21 protein-coding genes are annotated in these 19,768 nt (G+C 66.0%); 19 read left to right on the top strand and 2 right to left on the bottom strand.

Translation table 11 applies throughout. The annotated features are described in order from the left end of the window. Window positions 1-51: 51 nt before the first annotated feature. Together N6H05_RS10530 and N6H05_RS10535 are read right to left on the bottom strand one after the other, a co-directional pair. A complete protein-coding gene (locus N6H05_RS10530) occupies window positions 52-1,539 on the bottom strand; it encodes an OpgD/OpgG family glucan biosynthesis protein (RefSeq protein WP_284113795.1) in 1,488 nt (495 codons plus the stop codon). 213 nt (window positions 1,540-1,752) lie between these two features. Continuing rightward, window positions 1,753-2,613: a flagellin N-terminal helical domain-containing protein gene (locus N6H05_RS10535; protein ID WP_284113796.1), complete on the bottom strand. Its 861-nt coding sequence runs from the start codon at window positions 2,611-2,613 to the stop codon at window positions 1,753-1,755. Window positions 2,614-2,925: 312 nt separating this feature from the next. Here N6H05_RS10535 and N6H05_RS10540 point away from each other — a divergent pair, with 312 nt between their 5' ends. From N6H05_RS10540 to N6H05_RS10630, 19 genes are all read left to right on the top strand, one after another. Beyond that, window positions 2,926-4,203: a sigma 54-interacting transcriptional regulator gene (locus N6H05_RS10540; RefSeq protein WP_284113798.1), complete on the top strand. Its 1,278-nt coding sequence runs from the start codon at window positions 2,926-2,928 to the stop codon at window positions 4,201-4,203. A gap of 13 nt (window positions 4,204-4,216) precedes the next feature. Next, window positions 4,217-4,576, top strand: coding sequence for a flagellar hook-basal body complex protein FliE (gene fliE / locus N6H05_RS10545; RefSeq protein WP_010338848.1), 360 nt, complete (start codon window positions 4,217-4,219; stop codon window positions 4,574-4,576). 3 nt (window positions 4,577-4,579) lie between these two features. Then, window positions 4,580-6,325 carry a flagellar basal-body MS-ring/collar protein FliF gene (gene fliF, locus N6H05_RS10550; RefSeq protein ID WP_284113799.1) on the top strand — a complete coding sequence of 582 codons (1,746 nt, stop codon included), beginning with the start codon at window positions 4,580-4,582 and terminating at the stop codon, window positions 6,323-6,325. Next, window positions 6,318-7,334 (top strand): flagellar motor switch protein FliG, encoded by a 1,017-nt coding sequence (gene fliG, locus N6H05_RS10555; protein WP_284113800.1) that lies wholly within the window; start codon window positions 6,318-6,320, stop codon window positions 7,332-7,334. Before fliF ends, fliG begins: the two co-directional genes overlap by 8 nt. Continuing rightward, complete coding sequence (locus N6H05_RS10560) at window positions 7,327-7,968, top strand: FliH/SctL family protein (RefSeq protein ID WP_284113801.1); 642 nt, start codon at window positions 7,327-7,329, stop codon at window positions 7,966-7,968. Before fliG ends, N6H05_RS10560 begins: the two co-directional genes overlap by 8 nt. Continuing rightward, entirely contained in the window at window positions 7,965-9,293 is a 1,329-nt protein-coding gene (locus tag N6H05_RS10565) for a FliI/YscN family ATPase (RefSeq protein ID WP_010338846.1), read from the top strand. Before N6H05_RS10560 ends, N6H05_RS10565 begins: the two co-directional genes overlap by 4 nt. Beyond that, on the top strand, window positions 9,290-9,715 hold the full coding sequence (locus N6H05_RS10570; protein ID WP_010338845.1) for a hypothetical protein: 426 nt from the start codon (window positions 9,290-9,292) through the stop codon (window positions 9,713-9,715). The genes N6H05_RS10565 and N6H05_RS10570 overlap by 4 nt, the downstream gene beginning before the upstream one ends. 1 nt (window position 9,716) lies before the next feature. Then, window positions 9,717-11,858 (top strand): flagellar hook-length control protein FliK, encoded by a 2,142-nt coding sequence (locus N6H05_RS10575; RefSeq protein ID WP_284113802.1) that lies wholly within the window; start codon window positions 9,717-9,719, stop codon window positions 11,856-11,858. A 34-nt stretch (window positions 11,859-11,892) separates the two neighbouring features. After that, the gene (locus N6H05_RS10580; RefSeq protein WP_284113803.1) at window positions 11,893-12,561 is read left to right on the top strand and encodes a flagellar basal body-associated FliL family protein; all 669 of its coding nucleotides are present in this window, start codon (window positions 11,893-11,895) and stop codon (window positions 12,559-12,561) included. A gap of 48 nt (window positions 12,562-12,609) precedes the next feature. After that, window positions 12,610-13,494, top strand: a complete 885-nt coding sequence (locus N6H05_RS10585; protein ID WP_284113805.1) for a flagellar motor switch protein FliM — start codon at window positions 12,610-12,612, stop codon at window positions 13,492-13,494. Continuing rightward, complete coding sequence (gene fliN, locus N6H05_RS10590; protein ID WP_004208183.1) at window positions 13,491-13,829, top strand: flagellar motor switch protein FliN; 339 nt, start codon at window positions 13,491-13,493, stop codon at window positions 13,827-13,829. Before N6H05_RS10585 ends, fliN begins: the two co-directional genes overlap by 4 nt. Window positions 13,830-13,912: 83 nt before the next feature. Next, on the top strand, window positions 13,913-14,176 hold the full coding sequence (locus N6H05_RS10595; RefSeq protein WP_004208182.1) for a FliO/MopB family protein: 264 nt from the start codon (window positions 13,913-13,915) through the stop codon (window positions 14,174-14,176). A gap of 40 nt (window positions 14,177-14,216) precedes the next feature. Beyond that, window positions 14,217-14,954, top strand: a complete 738-nt coding sequence (gene fliP, locus N6H05_RS10600) for a flagellar type III secretion system pore protein FliP (RefSeq protein WP_169863187.1) — start codon at window positions 14,217-14,219, stop codon at window positions 14,952-14,954. A gap of 10 nt (window positions 14,955-14,964) precedes the next feature. Continuing rightward, entirely contained in the window at window positions 14,965-15,237 is a 273-nt protein-coding gene (fliQ, locus tag N6H05_RS10605; protein WP_004208180.1) for a flagellar biosynthesis protein FliQ, read from the top strand. Continuing rightward, entirely contained in the window at window positions 15,234-16,016 is a 783-nt protein-coding gene (gene fliR / locus N6H05_RS10610) for a flagellar biosynthetic protein FliR (protein WP_004208179.1), read from the top strand. Before fliQ ends, fliR begins: the two co-directional genes overlap by 4 nt. Before the next feature lie 3 nt (window positions 16,017-16,019). Beyond that, complete coding sequence (gene flhB, locus N6H05_RS10615; RefSeq protein ID WP_284113807.1) at window positions 16,020-17,156, top strand: flagellar type III secretion system protein FlhB; 1,137 nt, start codon at window positions 16,020-16,022, stop codon at window positions 17,154-17,156. Window positions 17,157-17,266: 110 nt separating this feature from the next. Further along, a complete protein-coding gene (locus tag N6H05_RS10620; protein WP_284113808.1) occupies window positions 17,267-17,746 on the top strand; it encodes a hypothetical protein in 480 nt (159 codons plus the stop codon). Between the two features lie 101 nt (window positions 17,747-17,847). After that, window positions 17,848-19,260, top strand: a complete 1,413-nt coding sequence (gene fliD / locus N6H05_RS10625; protein ID WP_284113809.1) for a flagellar filament capping protein FliD — start codon at window positions 17,848-17,850, stop codon at window positions 19,258-19,260. Window positions 19,261-19,277: 17 nt separating this feature from the next. Then, entirely contained in the window at window positions 19,278-19,679 is a 402-nt protein-coding gene (locus N6H05_RS10630) for a flagellar export chaperone FliS (RefSeq protein WP_284113810.1), read from the top strand. The last annotated feature ends 89 nt before the right edge of the window (window positions 19,680-19,768 follow it).

Genomic DNA, 19,768 nt, shown 5'->3' on the forward strand with positions numbered 1-19,768 from the left:
ATTCCTGGTTAACCCGAGCGCTAGAACTTTTCGCCAGAGCCGTGGTTCCCTTCATGCGCCTATCGGATAATGCACATATTCACTGAACGCGCGATTGCCAGAGCGAAGTTGGACCCGGATATCCGCCGCCTTGTCGCCCGATTTGCGGATGTCGATCGCCACGCGATACAATCCCGCCTGGCCCAGCACCGGATATCCGCCCTTCTTGACGATGGTGCCATTGCCGATGTCGGTCCACAGTTCGGGCTTCGCGTCGGCGGGCAGGCCGGCAAAGTCGATCACCAGCCGTTCGACCCCGGCTTCGTCACCACGGCCGCGCCAGACCGCCTGCACGATCGCCAGATTGTTGCCGGCCGGCGCCCGGTCCGCCGTCCAGTCCAGCCGATAGGCGGCGTCGATCCGGCTGCCGGGACGTGCGGCCTTGGCCGGTGTCCAATAGGCGCAGACATTGTCGGTATATTCGCTGTCGGTCGGGAAGGTGTAGAGCCGCACCTGTCCCGCGCCCAGCGGCGCAGACGGCGTCGCCCATAGCGAGGGGCGACGGTCATAATAGACGCCGTCATCCTGATAATGGTCGAAACTGCGGTCGCGCTGCAACAGGCCAAAGCCCTTGGGGCTGGTCTCGGCAAAGCCATCGACGCGCGGGACGGACGGGTTCACCAACGGACGGGCCTGCGCGCTGCCATCGGCACTGGCAATGGAGAGCAGGTCGGAATCATGGATTTCCGGGCGCCAGTCGGTGCCCTTGGTCCGGTGCGCCTCGTCATACCAGAACATGCTGGTCATCGCCATCAGGCCCAGTTCGGGGATCGGCCGGCGCGGGAAGAGGGCGGCGGTCACGTCCTGTGTCACCCCCTTGGAGCCAAGCCGGTTGACGAAACGGAAGGCGCCGGTGATCGACGCCCCGTCGAGCAGGGCATAGACGGTGACGCTGCTGTCGCCGGTCCGCTCCAGCCAGAAATGGGTGAAGCGGGGAAATTCCTCCTTGCCCGGAATGCTGGTGTTGATCGCGATCGCGCGGGCGGACAGGCCGAACTGCTTGGTCGGGCCGGGCGCGCGGAAATAGCTGGCACCCAGGAAGGACAGCCAGTCGCCGTCGCGCTTGGCATTCATGATGCGGAAGCCGGCATAGCCCGCGTCCGGGCCAAGGTCCGCGACGGCATTGCCGTCCGGCGTCTCGAACATGGCAGGATCATAACGCAGCGGCGTCGCCACGCCCTTGTCCACCAGCGCGATCTGCACCGGCTGCTGGGCCGTGCCGCTCAGCGGGAATAGGCGGAGGCCGGTGTCGCCGGGCAGGTCGCCCCAGATCGTCTTCTCGTCGCGGAACCGGGCCTGGTGCATCTGGTCATAGCCGACCTTGGCGGCGACCGGATTGGGCGGGGTTTCGGCAAAGGGCGCGCGCGCCAGCTTCTGTGCCATGGCGATGATGCCATCCCAGGAGAAACGGTCGTTTCTGGCTTGGGAAAGGGCAGGGCGGGGGAGCAGCAGCGCTGCGCCCGAAGCAGCGATCAAGGCGCGCCGGTCGATCATGGTCATGCGTCCATCATGGGTGCTGATCGCGCCATTGCAAGATGTGCCTGTAATCAAACGCGATGAAGCCCCCGCCCGGGGGGACGGAGGCTTCGAATTTGGCCGTTTGATCGAAGGTGTTACCCCCGGCACGGTGGGGACTGTTGATGTGCCGGGGGTGACATGGCGGGTTGCCGGTGACCAATACCTCAACCCGTCATTTTCGGTGTCCGATCCGGATTACTGGATCAGCTTCATGACGTTCTGCTGGCTCTGGTTGGCCTGGGCCAGCATCGCGGTCGATGCCTGGCTCAGGATCTGGGCCTTGGCGAGCGCAGTGGTTTCGGTCGAGAAATCGGCGTCTTCGATGCGGCTCTTGGCGTCGGTCAGGTTGGTGACGTTCGCGGTCAGCGTGTTGACGGTCGATTCCAGGCGGTTCTGCACCGCACCGAGATTGGCGCGCGAGGTGTCGATCGCCTTCAGAGCGGAGTCGTAGAGGTCGAGCGCTGCGCCGACATCGAAACCGGCATCCGTGACGTCGAGAGCGGTCGTGGTCGCACCGCCGGTCACCGCTGCGGCGACATCCGCGTCACCCTGCACGTCGCCCAGGTCGATTTCGATCGCGTCGCTGGAGTTGGCGCCAGCCTGGATGTTGATCTTGCCGTCAGCGGCGGGGCCGGCCGAACCGTCGAACAGCTTGATGCCGTTGAAGCTGGTGTCCGACAGAACCTTGCCGATCTGGGTGGCGAGCTGGTCGATTTCCGACTTGATGTTGCCCTTGGCGGTGTCGTCGTTGGTGTCGTTGCCGGCCTGGACGGTCAGTTCACGCATGCGCTGCAGCATGTTGGTGACTTCGCCCAGTGCGCCTTCTGCGGTCTGCGCCAGGCTGATGCCGTCATTGGCGTTGCGGATGCCCTGGGTCATGCCCTTGATCTGCGAGGTCATCGACGAAGCGATGGCGAGGCCGGCGGCGTCGTCCTTGGCCGAGTTGATGCGCTTGCCGGTCGACAGGCGCTCCATGGCGGTGGACAGGGCCTTGCTGGCGGAGGTCGAAGCATTGGTGGCCCGCAGCGCCGACGAGTTGGTTCCGATAACAGTCATGATATTCCCTTTCCGTTCATCAGGTCGCTGTCATCTGACGCTTGCGGCCTCGAAAGGGGATAACGGCGGGCTGCGAAAAGCTTTTAGGGGGTGATGCGATTTTTCTGGAAAAAGACTGAAAAACAGCTCTCTACGCGGGCGCGTATATATAGAGTGCGATTTTTCCGATGCCGGAGCGGAAAAAAATTGCCGGTCACCGGCAAGTTAATGGCGGCGTTAACCATCTAATAACCACGCTGGCGTAAATTTAAGTCATCGAAGGGGGTAGGGGCGTGCGGGGGCACAAACCTGCCAAGACACTGGGGACAGTTCATGTCATCGCTTGACGTGAGCCGTGGGGTCTGCGCGCTCGTTCCGGGCTTGCAGCACTGGCTCGAAAATGCCTTGTACACGGTGCGGATCGTGGATGCGCAGAGCCCGCGTGAGCGGGATAGCCGCCGCGTCCTGCTCGCGACCGAGATCGGCCATGCCACCCACCGCGATATCCTCATCAGCCTGATCGACGGCAAGCCGTCGCTGGTGCCGGTGGCCAATGGCCTGCCCGCCCGCGTCGCCTTTGGCCTCGAAGACATGGGCTTTGCCTTCGCGCTGATCGCCGAGCTGGCCCGCCCGGCTTCGGTCCCGGCGGTTGGCGATGCCGCCAGCGCCCGCCTGATGACGCTGGCCGGTCGGGTGGCCCGCAGCGATGCCACCGTCCTGATCCAGGGCGATACCGGCACCGGCAAGGAAGGCATGGCGCGCTTCCTTCATACCCAGTCCGGCCGGGTCACCCATGACTTCATCGCCGTCAACTGCGCCGCGCTGCCCGAAACCATGATGGAAGCCATGCTGTTCGGCCACAAGAAGGGCAGCTTCACCGGCGCATCCAATGCCTCGGACGGCCTGTTCCTGGCCGCTGACGGCGGCACCCTGTTCCTCGACGAAATCGCCGAGCTGCCCCTCGCGCTCCAGGCCAAGCTGCTGCGTGCCCTCCAGGAAGGCGAAGTGCTGCCGGTCGGCGCCACCCATCCGGTGCCGGTCAATGTCCGCATCGTCGCCGCCTGCAACCGCAACCTGGCCGATGAAGTCGCCGCCGGCCGCTTCCGCGAAGACCTTTATTGGCGCCTCAATGTCATGGCGCTGGAACTGCGCCCGCTGGCCGAACGTCCCGGCGACATCGCCGCGATCGCCGCCGCTATGCTGCTGCGCCACCAGGATGCCGGCAAGGACGGCTTTGTCTGGCCGACTGCCGCCGCGCTCGACAAGCTGGCCGCGCATCGCTGGCAGGGCAATGCCCGCGAGCTGGGCAATGTGCTGCAGCGCGCCTTGGTGCTGCGCGATGGCGAGCGTATCGAGGCCGACGACCTGCACATCGCCGGCGCGCCGCAGCCGCTGCGTATCGTTTCGGCCGCGCCGGTCGCCGCAGTCGCTGCCGCGCCGGCCGAACCGATCCGCCTGCGCGACGTCGCCCATCATTCCAAGCTGGAAGCGATCCGCACCGCCCTGCGCGAGACCGACGGCCATCGCGCCGCCGCCGCCCGCAAGCTGGGCATTTCCGAACGCACGCTGCGCTATCGGCTCGCCGAGATGCGCGAGCTGGCTGCGGCTTAAGGAGGGTTAGGGCATGACCGGTATCTCTCCCACCGACAGCGTGATGGCGATGCGCAATGCCATCCTGCAGAAGAACGCCGCGCTGCGCGACGTCGCCTCGACCGGCAATGTCGGTTCGGCTGGCGGCGCTGGCGCAACGCAGGGCACCGCGCCCGGCGGCTTCACCGATGCGCTCAACAACGCGCTCCAGCAGGTCAACGGCCTGCAGACCCAGGCCGGCGATGCCGCCTCGGCGTTCGAGCGGGGCGAAACCACCGATATCGCTGCGGTCATGCTGGCCAAGCAGCAGGCATCGGTCAGCTTCGAGGCGACCCTTCAGGTCCGCAACAAACTCCTGTCCGCCTACAAGGACATCATGAGCATGCCGGTCTAACCCATGAGCGAGAACGCACTCACCATCGACGGCGGCTCGGCCGCTGCCCCGGCCCTCCCGGCCGTCACCGGTGCCAGCTTCGGCAATGCCAAGGGCGTCGACGCGCTCAAGGCGCGCTTCGCCGGCTTCATCAAGCAGCCGGCCGTGGCCAAGAGCCTGCCGCTGCTCGGCCTGCTCGGCACCGTCGCGGTCGCCGGCGCGGCCTGGCTGGCCCTGCGCGAACCGCCGCAGCGCGACCTGTTTCGCGGCCTGCCCGATGGCGACAAGTCTGCCGTCGCCCAGGTGCTGGACCAGAATGGCATCAAGTACGACTTCGACAATGCCGGCGGCATGACCGTTGGCGAGGGCGATTATTTCAAGGCGAAGATGATGCTCGCCGCCCAGGGCCTGCCCAAGAGCGCGCCCGACGGCAACAGCATGATCGACAGCCTGCCGATGGGGGCCAGCCGCGCCGTGGAGAATGAGAAGCTGCGCGGCGCCCGCGAGACCGATCTCGCCCGCACGATCGAGGCGATCGACAGCGTTGAGAGCGCCAAGGTCCATCTCGCGGTCGAAGCGCCCAGCGTCTTCCTGCGCGAACGCACCAAGCCCTCCGCCTCGGTGATGCTGCGCCTGTCGCAGGGCCGCACGCTCACCGACGCGCAGGTCAGCGCCATCGTCCATCTCGTCGCCTCGTCGATCCCGGAACTGAACCCGGAAGATATTTCGGTCGTCGACCAGAATGGCCGCCTGCTCAGCAATAATGACGGCAATGCCGCCGACGATCGCCAGCTCGCCATCCAGACCCGGATCGAGGATCGCTATCGCCAGTCGGTCGTCGCGCTGCTGACCCCGATCCTGGGCGACGGCAAATTTTCGGCCGAGGTTCATGCCGAACTGAACTTCGCCGAACGCCAGGCGACCCGCGAAAGCTTCCCCCAAGACGAGGCACGCCTGCGTGCCGAACAGGGCAGCTGGTCGTCGGACGAGCGGGGCCAGAAGGCTGGCGAGGCATCGGGCATTCCCGGCGCGCTCAGCAACCAGGCGCCGGTCAACCCGACCGTGACCCAGACCAACCCGAACGGCCAGGCCGTGACGCAGGGCCAGACCGCGCAGCAGCAGCCGGCCACGCCGGGCCTGCCGCCGATGAAGACCGAGGAAACCTTCAACCGCAGCTTCGAGCTGGGCCGTGAAGTGTCGGTCACCAAGGATGCGGTCGGCACCGTCAAGCGTCTGTCGGTCGCCGTCGCGCTCGACACCGGCGCTGATGGCAAGCCGCGCTCTGCCCAGGAAATCGCCGCGCTGGAAGCGCTGGTGAAGGGCGCCGTCGGCTTTGACCAGGCCCGTGGCGACGTCGTCGCCCTGTCGGCCCGCAGCTTCGCCAAGGCCGAAGAGGTCAAGGCCCCCTGGTATGAGGCCGACTGGATGTCGCCGCTGATCCGCAATGTCTCGGCCCTGCTGGTCGCGCTGCTGGTGATCTTCGGCATCGGCCGCCCGCTGCTCAAGCGCCGCGCCGCCGCCCAGGAAGCGAAGGTCGTGGAGACCGCCGAAGCCGGGCAGCGCCTGGGGCGCGAAATCTCGGGCGAACTGACCAAGCAGGCGACCGAAAATCCTGATCCCAGCCGTCCGGTGACGCTCGACATGATCTCGTCCACCTATGACTATGCTCAGCGCGCCGACCTGATCCGCAATTTCGTCAAGCAGGACCCCGATCGCGCCGCCCTCGTGGTTCGCGACCTTCTGAAGGAAGGGAAGAAGGAAAATGCCTGAGATCGTCCCCGGCCGTCCCGAGGCGCTCAAGGGCAGCGCCGCCGCCGCCGTCCTGCTGATGCTGTTCGATGAGGATGAGGCCGCCCAGATCCTGTCGCGCCTGGAGCCCGAAGAAGTCCGTCAGCTCGGCTATGCCATGTATGACGTGCAGGATGTCGATCCGGAGGAAGTGAACGAGGCACTCGACCATTTCGTCACCAAGGCCAAGAAGCGCACCACCATCGGCTATGGCGCGACCCGCCATATCCGCGGCGCGATGACCAAGGCTCTGGGCGAGGAACGGGCCGAAACCATCCTGGCCCGCATCACCCCGCCGACCCGCTCCACCCAGCTGGAAATGCTGAAGTGGATGGACGCCAAGGAAGTCGCGGTACTGATCGAGATGGAGCATCCGCAGATCATGGCGATCGTGCTGGCGCATCTGGAGGCGCCGGTGGCCGCCGACGTGCTGCAACTGCTGCCGGTCGAATATCAGGAAGAGATCGTCTACCGTATCGCCACGCTCGGCCCGGTGTCGAACGAGGCGCTGGACGATCTGGAGCAGCTGCTGCTGCGCGGTCCGGTCAACAAGCAGGGTGCGGCGTCGCAGCGCGGCGGCACGGTCGAAGCGGCCGCGATCATGAACAATGTCCGCAAGGACAATGAGCAGCGCATCATGAAGGCCGTCGCCAAGCGCGACAAGATGATCGCGCAGACCATCGAAGAGGAAATGTTCGTCTTCGATAACCTGATCGACATGGATGATAAGAATCTGGGCACGCTCATGCGCACCGTCGACAGCCAGGTGCTGGTCGTGGCGCTCAAGGGTGCGAACGACATGCTCAAGGCTAAGATTTTCAGCTGCATGTCGGCCCGCGCCGCGCAGGCGATCGCCGACGAGATCGAGGAACGCGGCCCGATCCGCCTGGCCGAAGTCATCGACGCGCAGAAGCTGATCATCGCCACCGCCCGCCGCATGGCGGATGCCGGCACCATCATGCTGGGTGGCAAGGGGAACGACTTTGTCTAAGATCTGGGCCGCCGAAGCCAGCCACGACGTATCGAGCGTGCCGATGATCGGGGTTGGCCAGGTGGCCAGCAACGGCTTCCGCAGCCTTTATTCGGCGCTGCCCGGCGACGTCGTCGCGGCGCCCGCCCGCGCGCCGATCCATGCCGAACCGGAGACCGATCCGATCGACGAAGCCCATATGGCGGGCTTCTCGCAGGGTTTCGAGGAAGGCTATCGCGCCGCCGGTGAGGATCAGGCGAACGAGATCGAGGCGCGCAACCGCCTGACCGCCGCGCTCGAAATGCTGGCGCCGGCGCCCAGCGGCAGCCTGTCGACCATGTTGTCGGCCACGGTTGTTCGCCTGGTCGAACAGATTGTCGGCGAAGTGCAGATCGACGTTGATCGGCTGACCCAGCGTTGCGAAGCGGTCGCCGCCTTCATCGATGACAGCAGCGACAAGAGCGCGCTGCATCTGCATCCCGATGACGTCGCGCTGCTCGAAGGCGAGCAGATCGGCGTGCCGCTGGTATCGGACAAGAGCATGCAGCGCGGCTGCGTGCGCCTCGAAACCGCCGATGGCTGGGTCGAGGATGGCCCGGACGTTCGTCTGGCGCGCCTGCGCGCCCTGATGGACGACATGGAGGGTAAGGCATGATCCGCGCCGAGTTGGCGCAGGCCGAAACCCTGTTCGAGCATCTTCAGGTCCAGAACCGCCAGCCGCGCCATGTCGGCCGTCTGGTCAGCCATGATGCCGGCATGCTGGAAGTCACCGGCTTCCGCCGTCCGATCGGCTCGGGTGCCCGCGTCCTGGCCAGCGACGGATCGGTCTGTCGCGCCGAAGTCGTCGGCTTTCGCGGGGAACGCACCCTGCTGGTGCCGCTCGACGCTGACGCGCCGCTGGAAAATGGCATTCGTGTCGAACCCGACAGCCAGGCCAATATGGTGCAGGTGGGCGAGGGGCTGATCGGCCGCGTCATCGACGCGATGGGCCAGCCGCTCGACCGCAAGGGGCCGATCATCGCCGGCGGCGTCTGGCCGCTCAACGGTGTGAAGGGCAATGTCCTCGATCGTGGCCGCGTGACCGAGCCGTTCGACCTTGGCGTGCGCGCGGTCAACGCGTTGCTGACCGCCGGGCGCGGCCAGCGCATCGCCATCATCGCCGGCTCGGGCGTCGGCAAGTCGGTGCTGATGGGGCAGATGATCGCGGGCGCGGAAGCGGACATCGTCGTCACCGGCCTGATCGGCGAGCGTGGTCGCGAGGTCAGCGACTTCCTCGAAACCAAGCTCAAGCATGCGATGCACAAGAGCATCGTGGTGGCCGTGCCGGCCGACCATCCGCCGGTGCTGCGCCTGCGCGCGGCCGCCCGTGCCACCGCCATCGCCGAATATTTCCGTGCCCGCGGCAAGAAGGTGCTGCTGCTGATCGACAGCCTCACGCGCTGCGCCCATGCCCAGCGCGAGATCGGCCTGGCGCTCGGCGAACCGCCGGCGATGAAGGGCTATCCGCCCTCGGCGCTGGCGCTGATCCCGCGTCTGGTCGAGCGGGCCGGCGTCGACGCTCGCACCGGCGGCTCGATCACTGCGCTCTACACCGTTCTCGCTGATGGCGACGACACCGACGATCCGATCGTCGATGCCGCCCGCGCGATTGTCGACGGCCATTTCGTGTTGTCGCGCAGCCTGTCGGAACAGGCGATCTTCCCGGCGATCGACATCGGCAAGTCCTTGTCGCGCGTGATGGCCGACGTCGTGCCGGACGAGCATCGCCAGGCAGCCGCCGCGTATCGCCGCCTCTGGGCCGCCTATGAGGAAAATCGCGACCTCATCCTGATGGGCGCCTATCGCCCCGGCAATGATCCGGTGATCGACGAGGCGGTGCAGCGTCGCCAGGAAATTCTGAACTTCATCCGCCAGGACCAGAAGAGCCGGATCGACCTTGATACCAGCGCCAACGCGTTGATCGCGGAGTTCGGCGCGTGAAGGGGCTGGTGTCCCGCCGCCACCGCGTGCTGCGCGTGCGCCATGTCCAGCATGCCATGGCCATGGCAGAGACCGCGCGCGCGCGTGACGAGGCGGAGGGGATCGCCACCAATCTGGAACGTCTGCGCCGGGTGCGGGGCGAACTGTTCGGTGTCCAGGGCGGCGCTACCGGTGCCTCCTTCGCCTCGATGCAGGAACTGGCCAGCCGTCTGGAGCAGGCCGGTCGCCAGCTCGACGGCGCGCTCTACGACGCCCGCCGCAAGGTGGAGGCGAAGGAAGGGCTCAGCATCGCGGCCAACCGCGAGAAGGAAATTGCCGCGCGCCTGAAGGATCGGGCCCGCGTCGCGCTGGAAGAATGGCGCGAGAACAAGCTTGCCGCGCTGCCGCGCTATCGCCGCATGCAGCGCACGGGGGACAATTGACATGACCATGCTCGCCAGCCTCAAATCGCTGCTCTTTGCCTCGACGCCGCTGGCCGGTGCGACGGCGGCCGGTGCTTCGGCCGTGGCCGAGGGGGCGGCCGACTTCGCCGCGCTGCTGAGCGATGTCGATGGCGCGCCGCAGCCGGCTGCGCCTGCCCCGACCATGGGCGCGCCAGCCCTGTCGGTGGAAGCGACGATTGAGGGCGATGCGCTGGTCGTGACGCCCGAGGCAATCGAGGCGCCCGCTTTGCCGGACACCGCCGAATTTCTCACCCAGCGGGCCATGCCGGTCCAGCCGGTCGCAGAACCGGCGCCGCCGGTCGTTGCGGTCGCCTTGCCGGTTGCCGAGCCGGTCCTGCCCGTCGCTGCGCCAGTCCAGGATCAGGCGGCCGTCGCGCCCGTATCGGCCGAGGCGGCACAGATCGTCCTGCCGGAAGGCGAGACTGTCGCCGAAGCCCTGCCGCTGCCCTTGCCGACCCCGGTGGTCGCGCCTGCGCCTGCCGATATCCGGACGCCGGCGCCGGTTCCGACCGCCGATGTGGCCCTGCCGTTGCCGGTCGACGCCGAAGGTCCGATCGCGCTCGCCCTTGCCGACGCGCCGATCAAGACCACGCCGACGCACGCGCCGCAGCCTCTGCCGGCTGCGATGGTGCCGCCCGAGGCCGACGACATCGCCGATGGTGACAGCGAAGCTGACATAGTGACGGCCGATGCGCCCGTCGACAGTGACGCGCCGATTGTCGCCGATCCGATTGCCCATTCCTTGCCTGCTGCACTCCCCCCCTTGCCGCAGGCGCCGATCGATGCCCCCGCATCTTCGGCTCCATCCGCGCCGACCCGGGAGATACCTTTGAGTGTGTCTCCTTCGCTGTCACCTTCATTGTCCCAAACCCAGGCCCCTTCGAAACCGGCCGTGGGACAGGAAGCGGTGATGGCCCCGGTGGTCGGCGCGGATGGGCAGGATGACCAGATCGTTGCAGCGCCCGTGGTGGCGCCTGAAATGACGCCCGAACTGGTCGCTGCGATGATCCCGGCCCAGCCTGCGCCAGCCGCCAATGCGACCCCGAATGTCGTGCAGGCCCCGGTCCAGGCCGCCCCGCAGCCCGTGAACGCACCGCGCCCGGTCGAGCAGGTCATGCCTGCCGTCGCGGCAGTGCCGGAGGTCAACCCTGACATGCCGGCCGAAATGGTCGTGGCGGCCGCCAATCCGACCGAGAAGACCGCGCCTGCGGCTGTGACCAGCAGCCCGGACGAGCCCGATGTCGAGATCGCATCCGCCGGCACCGACATCCCGGCCGCGCCCGTGGCCGCCAAGCCGGCCAAGGCGGAAGCCCTGTCGCTGCTGCAACTGGTGCGCGACCATATGAACCGCCGGGCGACGCCGGTGCGCGACAGCGCCGAAGCGGCAGCGCCGGTCAGCGATCACACGCCGGACAAGGCGACCACGGCCGTCGATCCGCTGGTCGCCGCCACCCCAGCCGCGCCACATCGTGGCATGGAAGTATCCGTACCACAGGCTGCTGCGCCCCAGGCGTCTTCGGTCACCCCGGCGGCGATGCCGACGGTCGACCTGTCGGCCAGCCTTGGCCAGCAGGTGGTCGATATGGGCGTGTCGGGACAGTGGATTGACGGGCTGGCCCGCGACATTGCCGGCCTTTCGGCCAATGGCGCCCAGGGCCGGTTCCAGATCAATGCCGACCAGCTTGGCCCGATCCAGGTCGACATCCGCCAGGATGGCGATGGCGCGGCGGTCAGCCTGACCGTCGCCAGCGAGGCGGCGGAAATGGCGCTGCGCCAGGATAGCGACCGGCTGAAGCTGGACGCGGGCCTTGCCGCCGTGCGCATCCATGAAGTGAAGATCGAGCGCGCACCGCATGTCGCCGAAGCGGCCAGGGCCGATGCCAATGGCCAGACCGGCAGCCAGTCGAACGGCCAGCAGGGCAGCGCATCGCAGCCGCAGGGCGCCTGGCAGGGTGCCGGCCAGATGGCGGGCCAGTCGATGGGCCAATCCTCGTCGCAGGGCCGCTGGCAGGGCCGTGAAAATAATGGCCTTGGCCATAAAGCCGGGAGCGATCCGGCCGTTCTTAACCATGGTGACACCGGCGATAGCGCCGGTGACGTCCGCCGCGCGCGCTACGCCTGACGGCCGGGACGGGATATTCCAGGGGACGTGAACGATGAGCGATGAACCCAAGGCGAAGAAGAAGGGCGGGAGCATGAAGCTCATCCTGCTGGCCGCCGTCGCCATGGTGGTGGGGGGCGCTGGCGCCGCCGGCGGGCTTTACGCCGCCGGCTTCTTCAGCCCCAAGGCGGAAGGTCCCAAGGAAGATCCGAACAAGCCGGTGCTGGTTCTTGCGGGCGAGGATGCGCAGGCTGTCGCCACCGCCCATGGCTGGGCCGGTGAGGGCGGCGGTGGCGGTGGCGAAGGCGGTGGCCATGCGAGCGCCGGTGGCGAGGGGCATGCCCCGTCGGCCGCCCATGCGCCGGGCAAGGGCATCGACCTGCCGGCACCAAGCAATCCGACCGCCTATCAGGCCACCTATTTCCAGCTTCAGGCGCCCTTCACGTCGAACATGACGGACACCGACGCCTTCGCCCAGATCACCGTCGCGGTGTCGACCTATTATGACTATCGCGTGATCGCCGCGATCAAGATGCACGAGATGGCGATTCGCAGCCAGGTGCTGATGATGCTCGCCGAACAGCCCGAGGAGCAGCTGGTCACGCCCGACGGCAAGCGTATGCTGCAAGGAAAAATCCGGGGCATCATCAACGATGTACTCAAGCAGAAGACCGGCTATGGCGGTGTCGATAACGTTTATTTTACCAATTTCGTTATTCAATAGCGCTGCCTGAACGCTGGGAAGTCCCCTGGCCGAGGGCAGGGGACAGACATGAATCACGTTCAATCCTTCGCCTTCGGGCGGGGGGACGCGCAAGCTCCGGTAATGCTGTCGGGCCTCGACCGGCTGGGTGAAAAGCTCGGCCGGCGTATCCGTGCGCTGATCGAACCCATTTCCGGCATCCGCCCGCATGTCGCGGCCGAGGATGCGCGGGTCGTGGAGTTTGGCGCCTGGTCGGCCGGCGCCCCCAATTTCTGCAGCCTGTCCATCTATCGCCTGCTGCCCCTCAAGGGGCAGATGCTGCTGTGCATGGACGCCACCATGATCTCGACCCTGGTCGACTGCTTCTATGGCGGCCTTGGCAACCGGGCGCTGCCCGCGCGCGGCGAATTTACCCCGACCGAAGACCGGCTGATCGCCCGCCTGTCCGAAACCATCATGGCCCGCATGGTCGAATGCTGGTCCGAAGTCCTGCCGCTGGAACCTGGCCTGCTGCTGCGTGAAACCGGCATCGGCTTTGCCGCCGCTGCCCAGCCCGCCGACCAGATGGTGGTGCAGCGCTTCCGCGTCGGCCTGGACCGGGATCGCGAATGGTCGATCGACATGGTCTTTCCGCTGGCGGCACTGCGCGGCATCGAGGCGTTGATGGGCAGCAAGGTCGGGTCCGATGACGAGCATGTCGATCCGGTGTGGCAGGCCCGCGTGGCGCGCCGCATGCGCGACATCCGCCTGCCGGCCCGCACCGTGCTGGCCCGCCCCAATCTCTCGCTGGCGGAGCTGATGCAGCTCAAGGCCGGCGACATCATACCCGTGACGATCGGCCGCAGCCTGCCGCTGATCGTCGGCGACAGGATCGTCGCGCACGGCACGATCGGCGAACAGGATGGCCGTGCCGCCTTCCAGATTGAAAAGATTGCACAGGGACCGGAACAATGAGTGACATGAGCGACGCCCCGATGATGGATCCCCGTGGGGAAGACAGCGCCAGCCGCATGGCGGCGAACCGCCAGTTCAAGCTGCTGGCCGATATTCCGGTCCGCATGTCGGTGGAGGTCGGATCGACCTCGCTGCGCTTGGCCGAAGTGATGGACCTGGCCGAAGGCAGCATTGTGGAACTGGATCGCCAGGCCGACGAACTGCTCGACATCATGGTCAATGGCGCGCTGATCGCGAAGGGCGAGGTCGTGACGGTGAACGGCCGCTATGGCATCCGCATCGTCGATATCGCCGCCACCGAAACCCGCATGGCCGGGGTCGAACGGCGCGGCTGATCGCAGGGCCGTGCTTTTGCGCTTGCCTTGCGGCCCATTCTTGCGGATCGGATGACGCATTAACCTAAACGCGGGGCGCGTGCATGTTCTGGTATTTCGTCAAATTGCTGATCCTGCTGCCGCTTGTTGGCGGCATGGCCTTTGGTGCCTTGTGGCTGTGGCGCAAATATCAGCCCGGCATGATGGTCGGCCAGAATGACCGGTCGCTGAAACTGCTGGAAGCGCTGCCGATGGGCACGTTCGGCAAGCTCGCCGTGGTCGAGTTCGAGGGCAAGAAGATCCTGCTGTCGGTCACCCGCGGCCGGATCGAGAAGATCGCGGAAGGCGACCCCTATCGTGCGCGCTAGTCACTGGCTGGTCGGCGGCATCCTGCTGACCGCCGGGCTGATGCTGGTCGATCCTGCGCTGGCGCAGGCGGTGCCGGCCGCGCCGGCGCCGGTCGACAATGGCGGCGCGCTGACCCGCGCGATGGGACAGATTTCGGGTGACGGCCGCTCGCTGTCGCTGTCGCTGCAGATCCTCGTCCTCATGAGCCTGCTGTCGGTCCTGCCGTCGCTGATCCTCATGATGACCAGCTTCACCCGGATCATCATCGTCCTGTCGCTGCTGCGCCAGGCGCTGGGCCTGCAACAGACGCCGCCCAACCAGGTGCTGGTCGGGCTTGCCCTGTTCCTGTCGCTGTTCGTGATGCGGCCGGTGATCGACCAGATCAACGGCCAGGCCTATGATCCCTATGGCAAGGGCCAGATTTCGATCGAGGAAGCGGTCGGCCGTTCGGGCAAGGTGCTGCACGGCTTCATGGCCAAGCAGACGCGCGAGAGCGACCTCAAGCTGTTCGCCAACATGGCCGAGGCCCCGGCCTTCCGCACGCCCGACGACATTCCCTTCACGATCCTGCTGCCGGCCTTCGTCACCAGCGAGTTGAAGACCGCGTTCCAGATCGGCTTCATGATCTTCCTGCCCTTCCTCATCATCGACCTGGTCGTCGCATCGACCCTGATGGCGCTGGGCATGATGATGCTGTCGCCCACGATCATCTCCATGCCCTTCAAGCTGTTGCTGTTCGTGCTGGTCGATGGCTGGGCGCTGACGATGGGGTCGCTCGCCGGCTCCTTCGCGACATAGGAGGGCGGCGATGGAGAATGCGGATTTCTTCATGGGCCTGGCACAGCATGCGCTGTGGATCACGGCGCTGGCGACGGCGCCGATCCTGATTCCGGCGCTGGTCGCGGGCGTGCTGATCGGCATGGTCCAGGCCGCGACGTCGATCAACGAACAGACGCTCAGCTTCATTCCCAAGATTCTGGTCGTGGGGGCGATGCTGACCCTGTTCGGTGGGTCGATCATGGTGCTGATCGCCGATTTTACGCGCGAGATATTCGAGCGGATACCGGACCTGCTGCAATGATCGCACCCGGCTTCGCAGGCGTCGAGACGCAATTGTGGATCTGGCTGATCGCCATGATCCGCCCCGGTGCCGCCTTTCTGGCCGCGCCCGTCTTCGGTGCGCCCGCGATGCCGCTTCAGTTGCGCCTGATCCTGTCGCTCGCGCTCGGCATGGCCGCCCTCAACAGCGTCACCATCCAGTTGCCGCATGATGGCGTCGCCAGTTTCGAAGGCGTGATGCTGGTTGCCGGCGAAGTGCTGACCGGCCTTGCCATGGGTTTTGCCGTGCAGATCGGCTACTCCGCCGCCTTCGTCGCGGGGGAGGCGATTGCCAACACCATGGGGCTGGGCTTTGCCGCGATGGTCGATCCGGGGTCGGGGCAGGGGACGCAGGCGGTCGGCCAGTTCCTGTCGATCCTCTCGACCTTCCTGCTGCTGGCGATGGACGGCCATCTGCTGCTCGTCAGCTTCGTGGTGCAGAGCTACAAGGCGCTGCCGCCGGGCGCGGCGATGCTTAGCAATGATGCGGTCTGGCACATGATCCAGTTTGGCGGTTCGCTGCTGGGCGCCGGGGTGACGATCGCGCTGCCGGTCGGCTTTGCGCTGGTGCTGGTGCAGATCGTCATGGGCATGCTGGCACGCACCGCGCCCGCGCTCAACCTGTTCGCCGTCGGCATGCCGATGGCGGTGATGGCGGGGCTGGTGCTGCTGGCGATGGCGGTGCCGGTGATGGGCGAGGGGATCACCATCGCGCTCAAGTCGGGGCTGGAACAGGCCCGCGCCATCTCGGAAGGACGCTGAGCCATGGCGGGCGGATCCGAGGGCGGCGAAAAGACCGAGAAACCGACACAGAAGAAATTGCAGGATGCCGCCAAGGAAGGCGATATCCTTCAGTCCCGCGAACTGGGGACGGCGCTGGTGGTGATGGCCGGCATCGGCTGGCTGGCGGTTGCCGGGCCGGGCCTGATCGATGCGCTGTCGGGCATGCTGACGCGGGCCCTGCGCTTCGGGCGCGAGGATATCGTCAACTTCTCGCCGGTGACGCGTGGCACCGGCCTGCTGGCGGATATCGCGCTGCCGGTGGGGGGCGTATTGCTCGCGACCTTCTTTGCCGCGATCGCGGCGCCGGCCCTGCTCGGTTCGCTGGGCTTCCGTCCCGGCGCCTTCAAGCCCAAGGCGTCGAAGATGAACCCGGCTTCGGGTCTCAAGCGCATGTTCGGCGCGCAGGGGCTGATCGAACTGGTCAAGTCGATCGCCAAGGTGGGGCTGCTGGGGGCGGTCGGCTTCTGGATGATCTGGGACCGGCTGACCGCGATCATCGGCCTGGGCAAGGCGGGGGTCGGCAATGCGATCAGCGACCTTGGCAATATGTTCATCCTCGTCTGTCTGGTGATGGCGGGCGGGCTGTTCGTGATCGCCGGCATCGACGTGCCGATGCAGATTTTCCAGCGCGGCAAGCGGCTGGGCATGAGCAAGCAGGACATCAAGGACGAGCATAAGGAAAGCGAAGGCTCGCCCGAACTCAAGGGGCAGATCCGTCGGCGCCAGTTCGAGGTGCTGAACGGGTCGACACGGCAGGCGGTGGCGGAAGCCAGCGTCATCATCACCAACCCGACCCATTTCGCGGTGGCACTGCGCTACCGGCCCGGCGTGGACGCGGCGCCGGTCGTGGTCGCGCGCGGCTGTGACGCGATCGCGGCCTCGATCCGCGAACTGGCTGAGGATCATGGCGTGTCGGTGCTGCAATATCCCGAACTGGCGCGTGCCATCTACTTCACCTCGCGCGCTGGCGAGATCGTCAATGAAGGCCTCTACATGGCGGTGGCGACGGTGCTGGCCTTTGTCTTCCGGGTCGAGAACAAGATGGCGACGGAAATGGACCGTCCGTTCATTACCGTGCCCGAAGATCTGCGTTTCGATCCGGATGGAAAGAAATTGTAGAGAATTTGCTGATACTTGGCGGTTGATCGAAGAATTAGGGCGATGGTGAATTAAAGTTTAGCCACGCCTGTCCGTATTCTGTTTACGGGGACGCATTAGGATGGTGCGTCATGAACGAGTATCTTTCGCGCAGCGAGATTTCGCCAGTGGATCGGAGCGTGGTTCGCGCGTCGGTGCCGGCTGCGGCCGTTCAACCGGTCGCGGCATCGGACACGGCGACCGGGCAGCGCGACATGTCCGCCAGCGATGCGCGCCGGCGAGATGATTTTGCGACCGATGTCGCCACGGTCGATGAAGATGCTGCGGGTGCGGCAGAATATGCGCGCGTCCATGCGCGCATCGCTGACATTCTGGCGGATATGCGGGCCGGGCAGAATGACCTGTCCGTGGATGGCGCGGCAGCGGCCGTCCAGTCGATGATGCCCCAACCCTTCATCTACATCCCCTTGCCGCCCGCCACACGCGAAGCGGTGGAGCAGGCGGCGGATCTCGCCAAGCGGATCGCCCAGCAGGCGAGCTATGCCTATGCCGCCCAGGCGCATGTCGCGCGCGGGACCGTCGACCAGATCCTGTCCGCATCGGCGATCTGATCGGCGCCGTGCCCGCTTTTTTGCGGGCTTTGCCATCAGCTTGAAAATCATTCCTAAACATCTTCGCGCTACGGCCGTTCTCTCATTTGAAAGGACGGGCCATGGCAACGACGACGACATCGGTAGGGAGCAGCATCCTGTCGGCGCTGGGTGCCAATTCGGGCATCGATACGGGGGCGCTCGTTACCAGCCTGGTCAGCGCGACCCGCGACCCGCGCCAGTCCGCCATCACCACCCAGCAGACGACCAACAATGCCCGTATTTCGGCGCTGGCATCGGCCATCAGTTCGCTCGACACCTTCGCTGATGCGCTCACCAGTGTCCTGTCGGGTGCCGAATATACCGGTACGCCCAATTCGACCAACACTGGCATTGCGTCGGTCAGCCTGCTGAGCGGCGGCACGCCGACCGGCATGCCGGCGCAGTTGGTGGTGAAGTCGCTTGCGACCGCCCGCATCTTCGCCTCGACCTCGACCAGTGGCGCGACCAGCAGCACGGCGGTCGGCACCGGATCGCTCACCATCACGACGGCTGGCGGCAAGACCGCGACGATCACGGTCGATTCGAGCAATAACAGTTTCTCCGGCCTGGCTTCGGCGATCAACGCGGCCGACATTGGCGTGACCGCGAGCGTCGTCACCGATGCGCAGGGCACGCGGCTGGTGTTCAAGGGCGAAACCGGCGCGGCCAACGATTTCACCATCACCAGCTCGGCCAACAGCTCGACCAGCGTCCTTGCCGGCCTCAACAGCAGTGCGATGACGTCGACGTCGGACCCGGCCAATGCGAAGATCACGCTTGACGGCACCGACTATGAATATGCCAGCAACACCATCGACGATGCGATCCCCTATCTGCGGATCGAACTGACGGCGGCGGACGTGAACAGCACGGTCAACCTGACCATGACCCAGCCGACCGCGACGATGAAGGATCTGCTGCAGGAGTTTGTCGACGCCTATAATACGCTGATGAAGGCGCTGAACACGTCGACCTCGACCGGTACGGATTCGTCGACCGCGGGCGTACTCAATGGCGTGTCAGCGGTGCGCGACATGAAGTCGCAGCTCTCGAAGATCACCTCGACCCAGCTGGCTTCGACCGGCAGCTACAAGACGCTGGCCGATATCGGCATCGGGACCAATCGCGACGGCACGCTGACGCTTAACACCGACACGCTGGACAAGGCGCTGGCCGCCGACCCGGCGGGCATCACCAAGATGCTCAATCCCGCCAAGTCGACCGCCGACAATCTGGGCCTATCGGGCCTGATGGACAGCGTGCGCGACAATATCGAGCTGGAAAACGGCCCGATCAAGGCGGCGCAGGACCGTTATGAGAAGCTGGCCGACAGCCTGACCGAACAGCTCGAAAAGCTGGACGAGGACATGGCCGACTATGAGACGCGCCTGACTTCCATCTATTCGGCAATGCAGACCAAGCTGTCTGCGCTCAACGCAACCCAAAGCTATCTCCAGCAGCAGATCGATGCCTGGAACAAGAGTGACAGTTAATCGGGGACTTAGAAAACATGTTCTATAATCACAGCTTTGCGGGTTCGGCAGCGGCACGGCGCTATGCGGCGGTGCATTCTGGCAGCCGGATCGAGGGCGCCACGCCCCACGCGCTGGTCAAGATCCTGTTCGACGAACTGCTGATCGCGCTCGATGCCACGGCGCTGGCCGAACGCAATGGCGACCGGTTGAAGGTATCCGACAAGCAGGCACGGGCCATGTCGATCCTGTTCGCGCTGGAAGCCAGCCTGGACTTCGACAAGGGCGGAGAAGTCGCCACCGGTCTGGCGCGTATCTATCGCGAAGCTCGCCGCCTGTTGCTGGTCAGCGCCAAGGAACATGATGCCGAACCGGTCGAGCGCGCGCGCGCGATGGTTGGCGAGATTGCCGATGCCTGGAACCAGATCGGCCAGCCCTGAAGATCAGTCCAGGTCGACCTGACTGGCCCGGTTGCGGGGTTGCACCCCCTTCCGGCCGTCTGTATAGGCGGCACTCGCACAAGGGCGGC

The organism is Sphingobium sp. WTD-1 (assembly GCF_030128825.1).
Classification (GTDB): Bacteria; Pseudomonadota; Alphaproteobacteria; order Sphingomonadales; family Sphingomonadaceae; genus Sphingobium.

Excerpts from the sequence above, each read along its gene's own strand:
- N6H05_RS10530 (WP_284113795.1), bottom strand. The coding sequence starts at position 1,539 with ATGACCATGATCGACCGGCGCGCCTTGATCGCTGCTTCGGGCGCAGCG.
- N6H05_RS10535 (WP_284113796.1), bottom strand. The coding sequence starts at position 2,613 with ATGACTGTTATCGGAACCAACTCGTCGGCGCTGCGGGCCACCAATGCT.
- N6H05_RS10540 (WP_284113798.1), top strand. The coding sequence starts at position 2,926 with ATGTCATCGCTTGACGTGAGCCGTGGGGTCTGCGCGCTCGTTCCGGGC.
- fliE (WP_010338848.1), top strand. The coding sequence starts at position 4,217 with ATGACCGGTATCTCTCCCACCGACAGCGTGATGGCGATGCGCAATGCC.
- fliF (WP_284113799.1), top strand. The coding sequence starts at position 4,580 with ATGAGCGAGAACGCACTCACCATCGACGGCGGCTCGGCCGCTGCCCCG.
- fliG (WP_284113800.1), top strand. The coding sequence starts at position 6,318 with ATGCCTGAGATCGTCCCCGGCCGTCCCGAGGCGCTCAAGGGCAGCGCC.
- N6H05_RS10565 (WP_010338846.1), top strand. The coding sequence starts at position 7,965 with ATGATCCGCGCCGAGTTGGCGCAGGCCGAAACCCTGTTCGAGCATCTT.
- N6H05_RS10575 (WP_284113802.1), top strand. The coding sequence starts at position 9,717 with ATGACCATGCTCGCCAGCCTCAAATCGCTGCTCTTTGCCTCGACGCCG.
- N6H05_RS10580 (WP_284113803.1), top strand. The coding sequence starts at position 11,893 with ATGAGCGATGAACCCAAGGCGAAGAAGAAGGGCGGGAGCATGAAGCTC.
- N6H05_RS10585 (WP_284113805.1), top strand. The coding sequence starts at position 12,610 with ATGAATCACGTTCAATCCTTCGCCTTCGGGCGGGGGGACGCGCAAGCT.
- fliN (WP_004208183.1), top strand. The coding sequence starts at position 13,491 with ATGAGTGACATGAGCGACGCCCCGATGATGGATCCCCGTGGGGAAGAC.
- N6H05_RS10595 (WP_004208182.1), top strand. The coding sequence starts at position 13,913 with ATGTTCTGGTATTTCGTCAAATTGCTGATCCTGCTGCCGCTTGTTGGC.
- fliP (WP_169863187.1), top strand. The coding sequence starts at position 14,217 with ATGCTGGTCGATCCTGCGCTGGCGCAGGCGGTGCCGGCCGCGCCGGCG.
- fliQ (WP_004208180.1), top strand. The coding sequence starts at position 14,965 with ATGGAGAATGCGGATTTCTTCATGGGCCTGGCACAGCATGCGCTGTGG.
- fliR (WP_004208179.1), top strand. The coding sequence starts at position 15,234 with ATGATCGCACCCGGCTTCGCAGGCGTCGAGACGCAATTGTGGATCTGG.
- flhB (WP_284113807.1), top strand. The coding sequence starts at position 16,020 with ATGGCGGGCGGATCCGAGGGCGGCGAAAAGACCGAGAAACCGACACAG.
- N6H05_RS10620 (WP_284113808.1), top strand. The coding sequence starts at position 17,267 with ATGAACGAGTATCTTTCGCGCAGCGAGATTTCGCCAGTGGATCGGAGC.
- fliD (WP_284113809.1), top strand. The coding sequence starts at position 17,848 with ATGGCAACGACGACGACATCGGTAGGGAGCAGCATCCTGTCGGCGCTG.
- N6H05_RS10630 (WP_284113810.1), top strand. The coding sequence starts at position 19,278 with ATGTTCTATAATCACAGCTTTGCGGGTTCGGCAGCGGCACGGCGCTAT.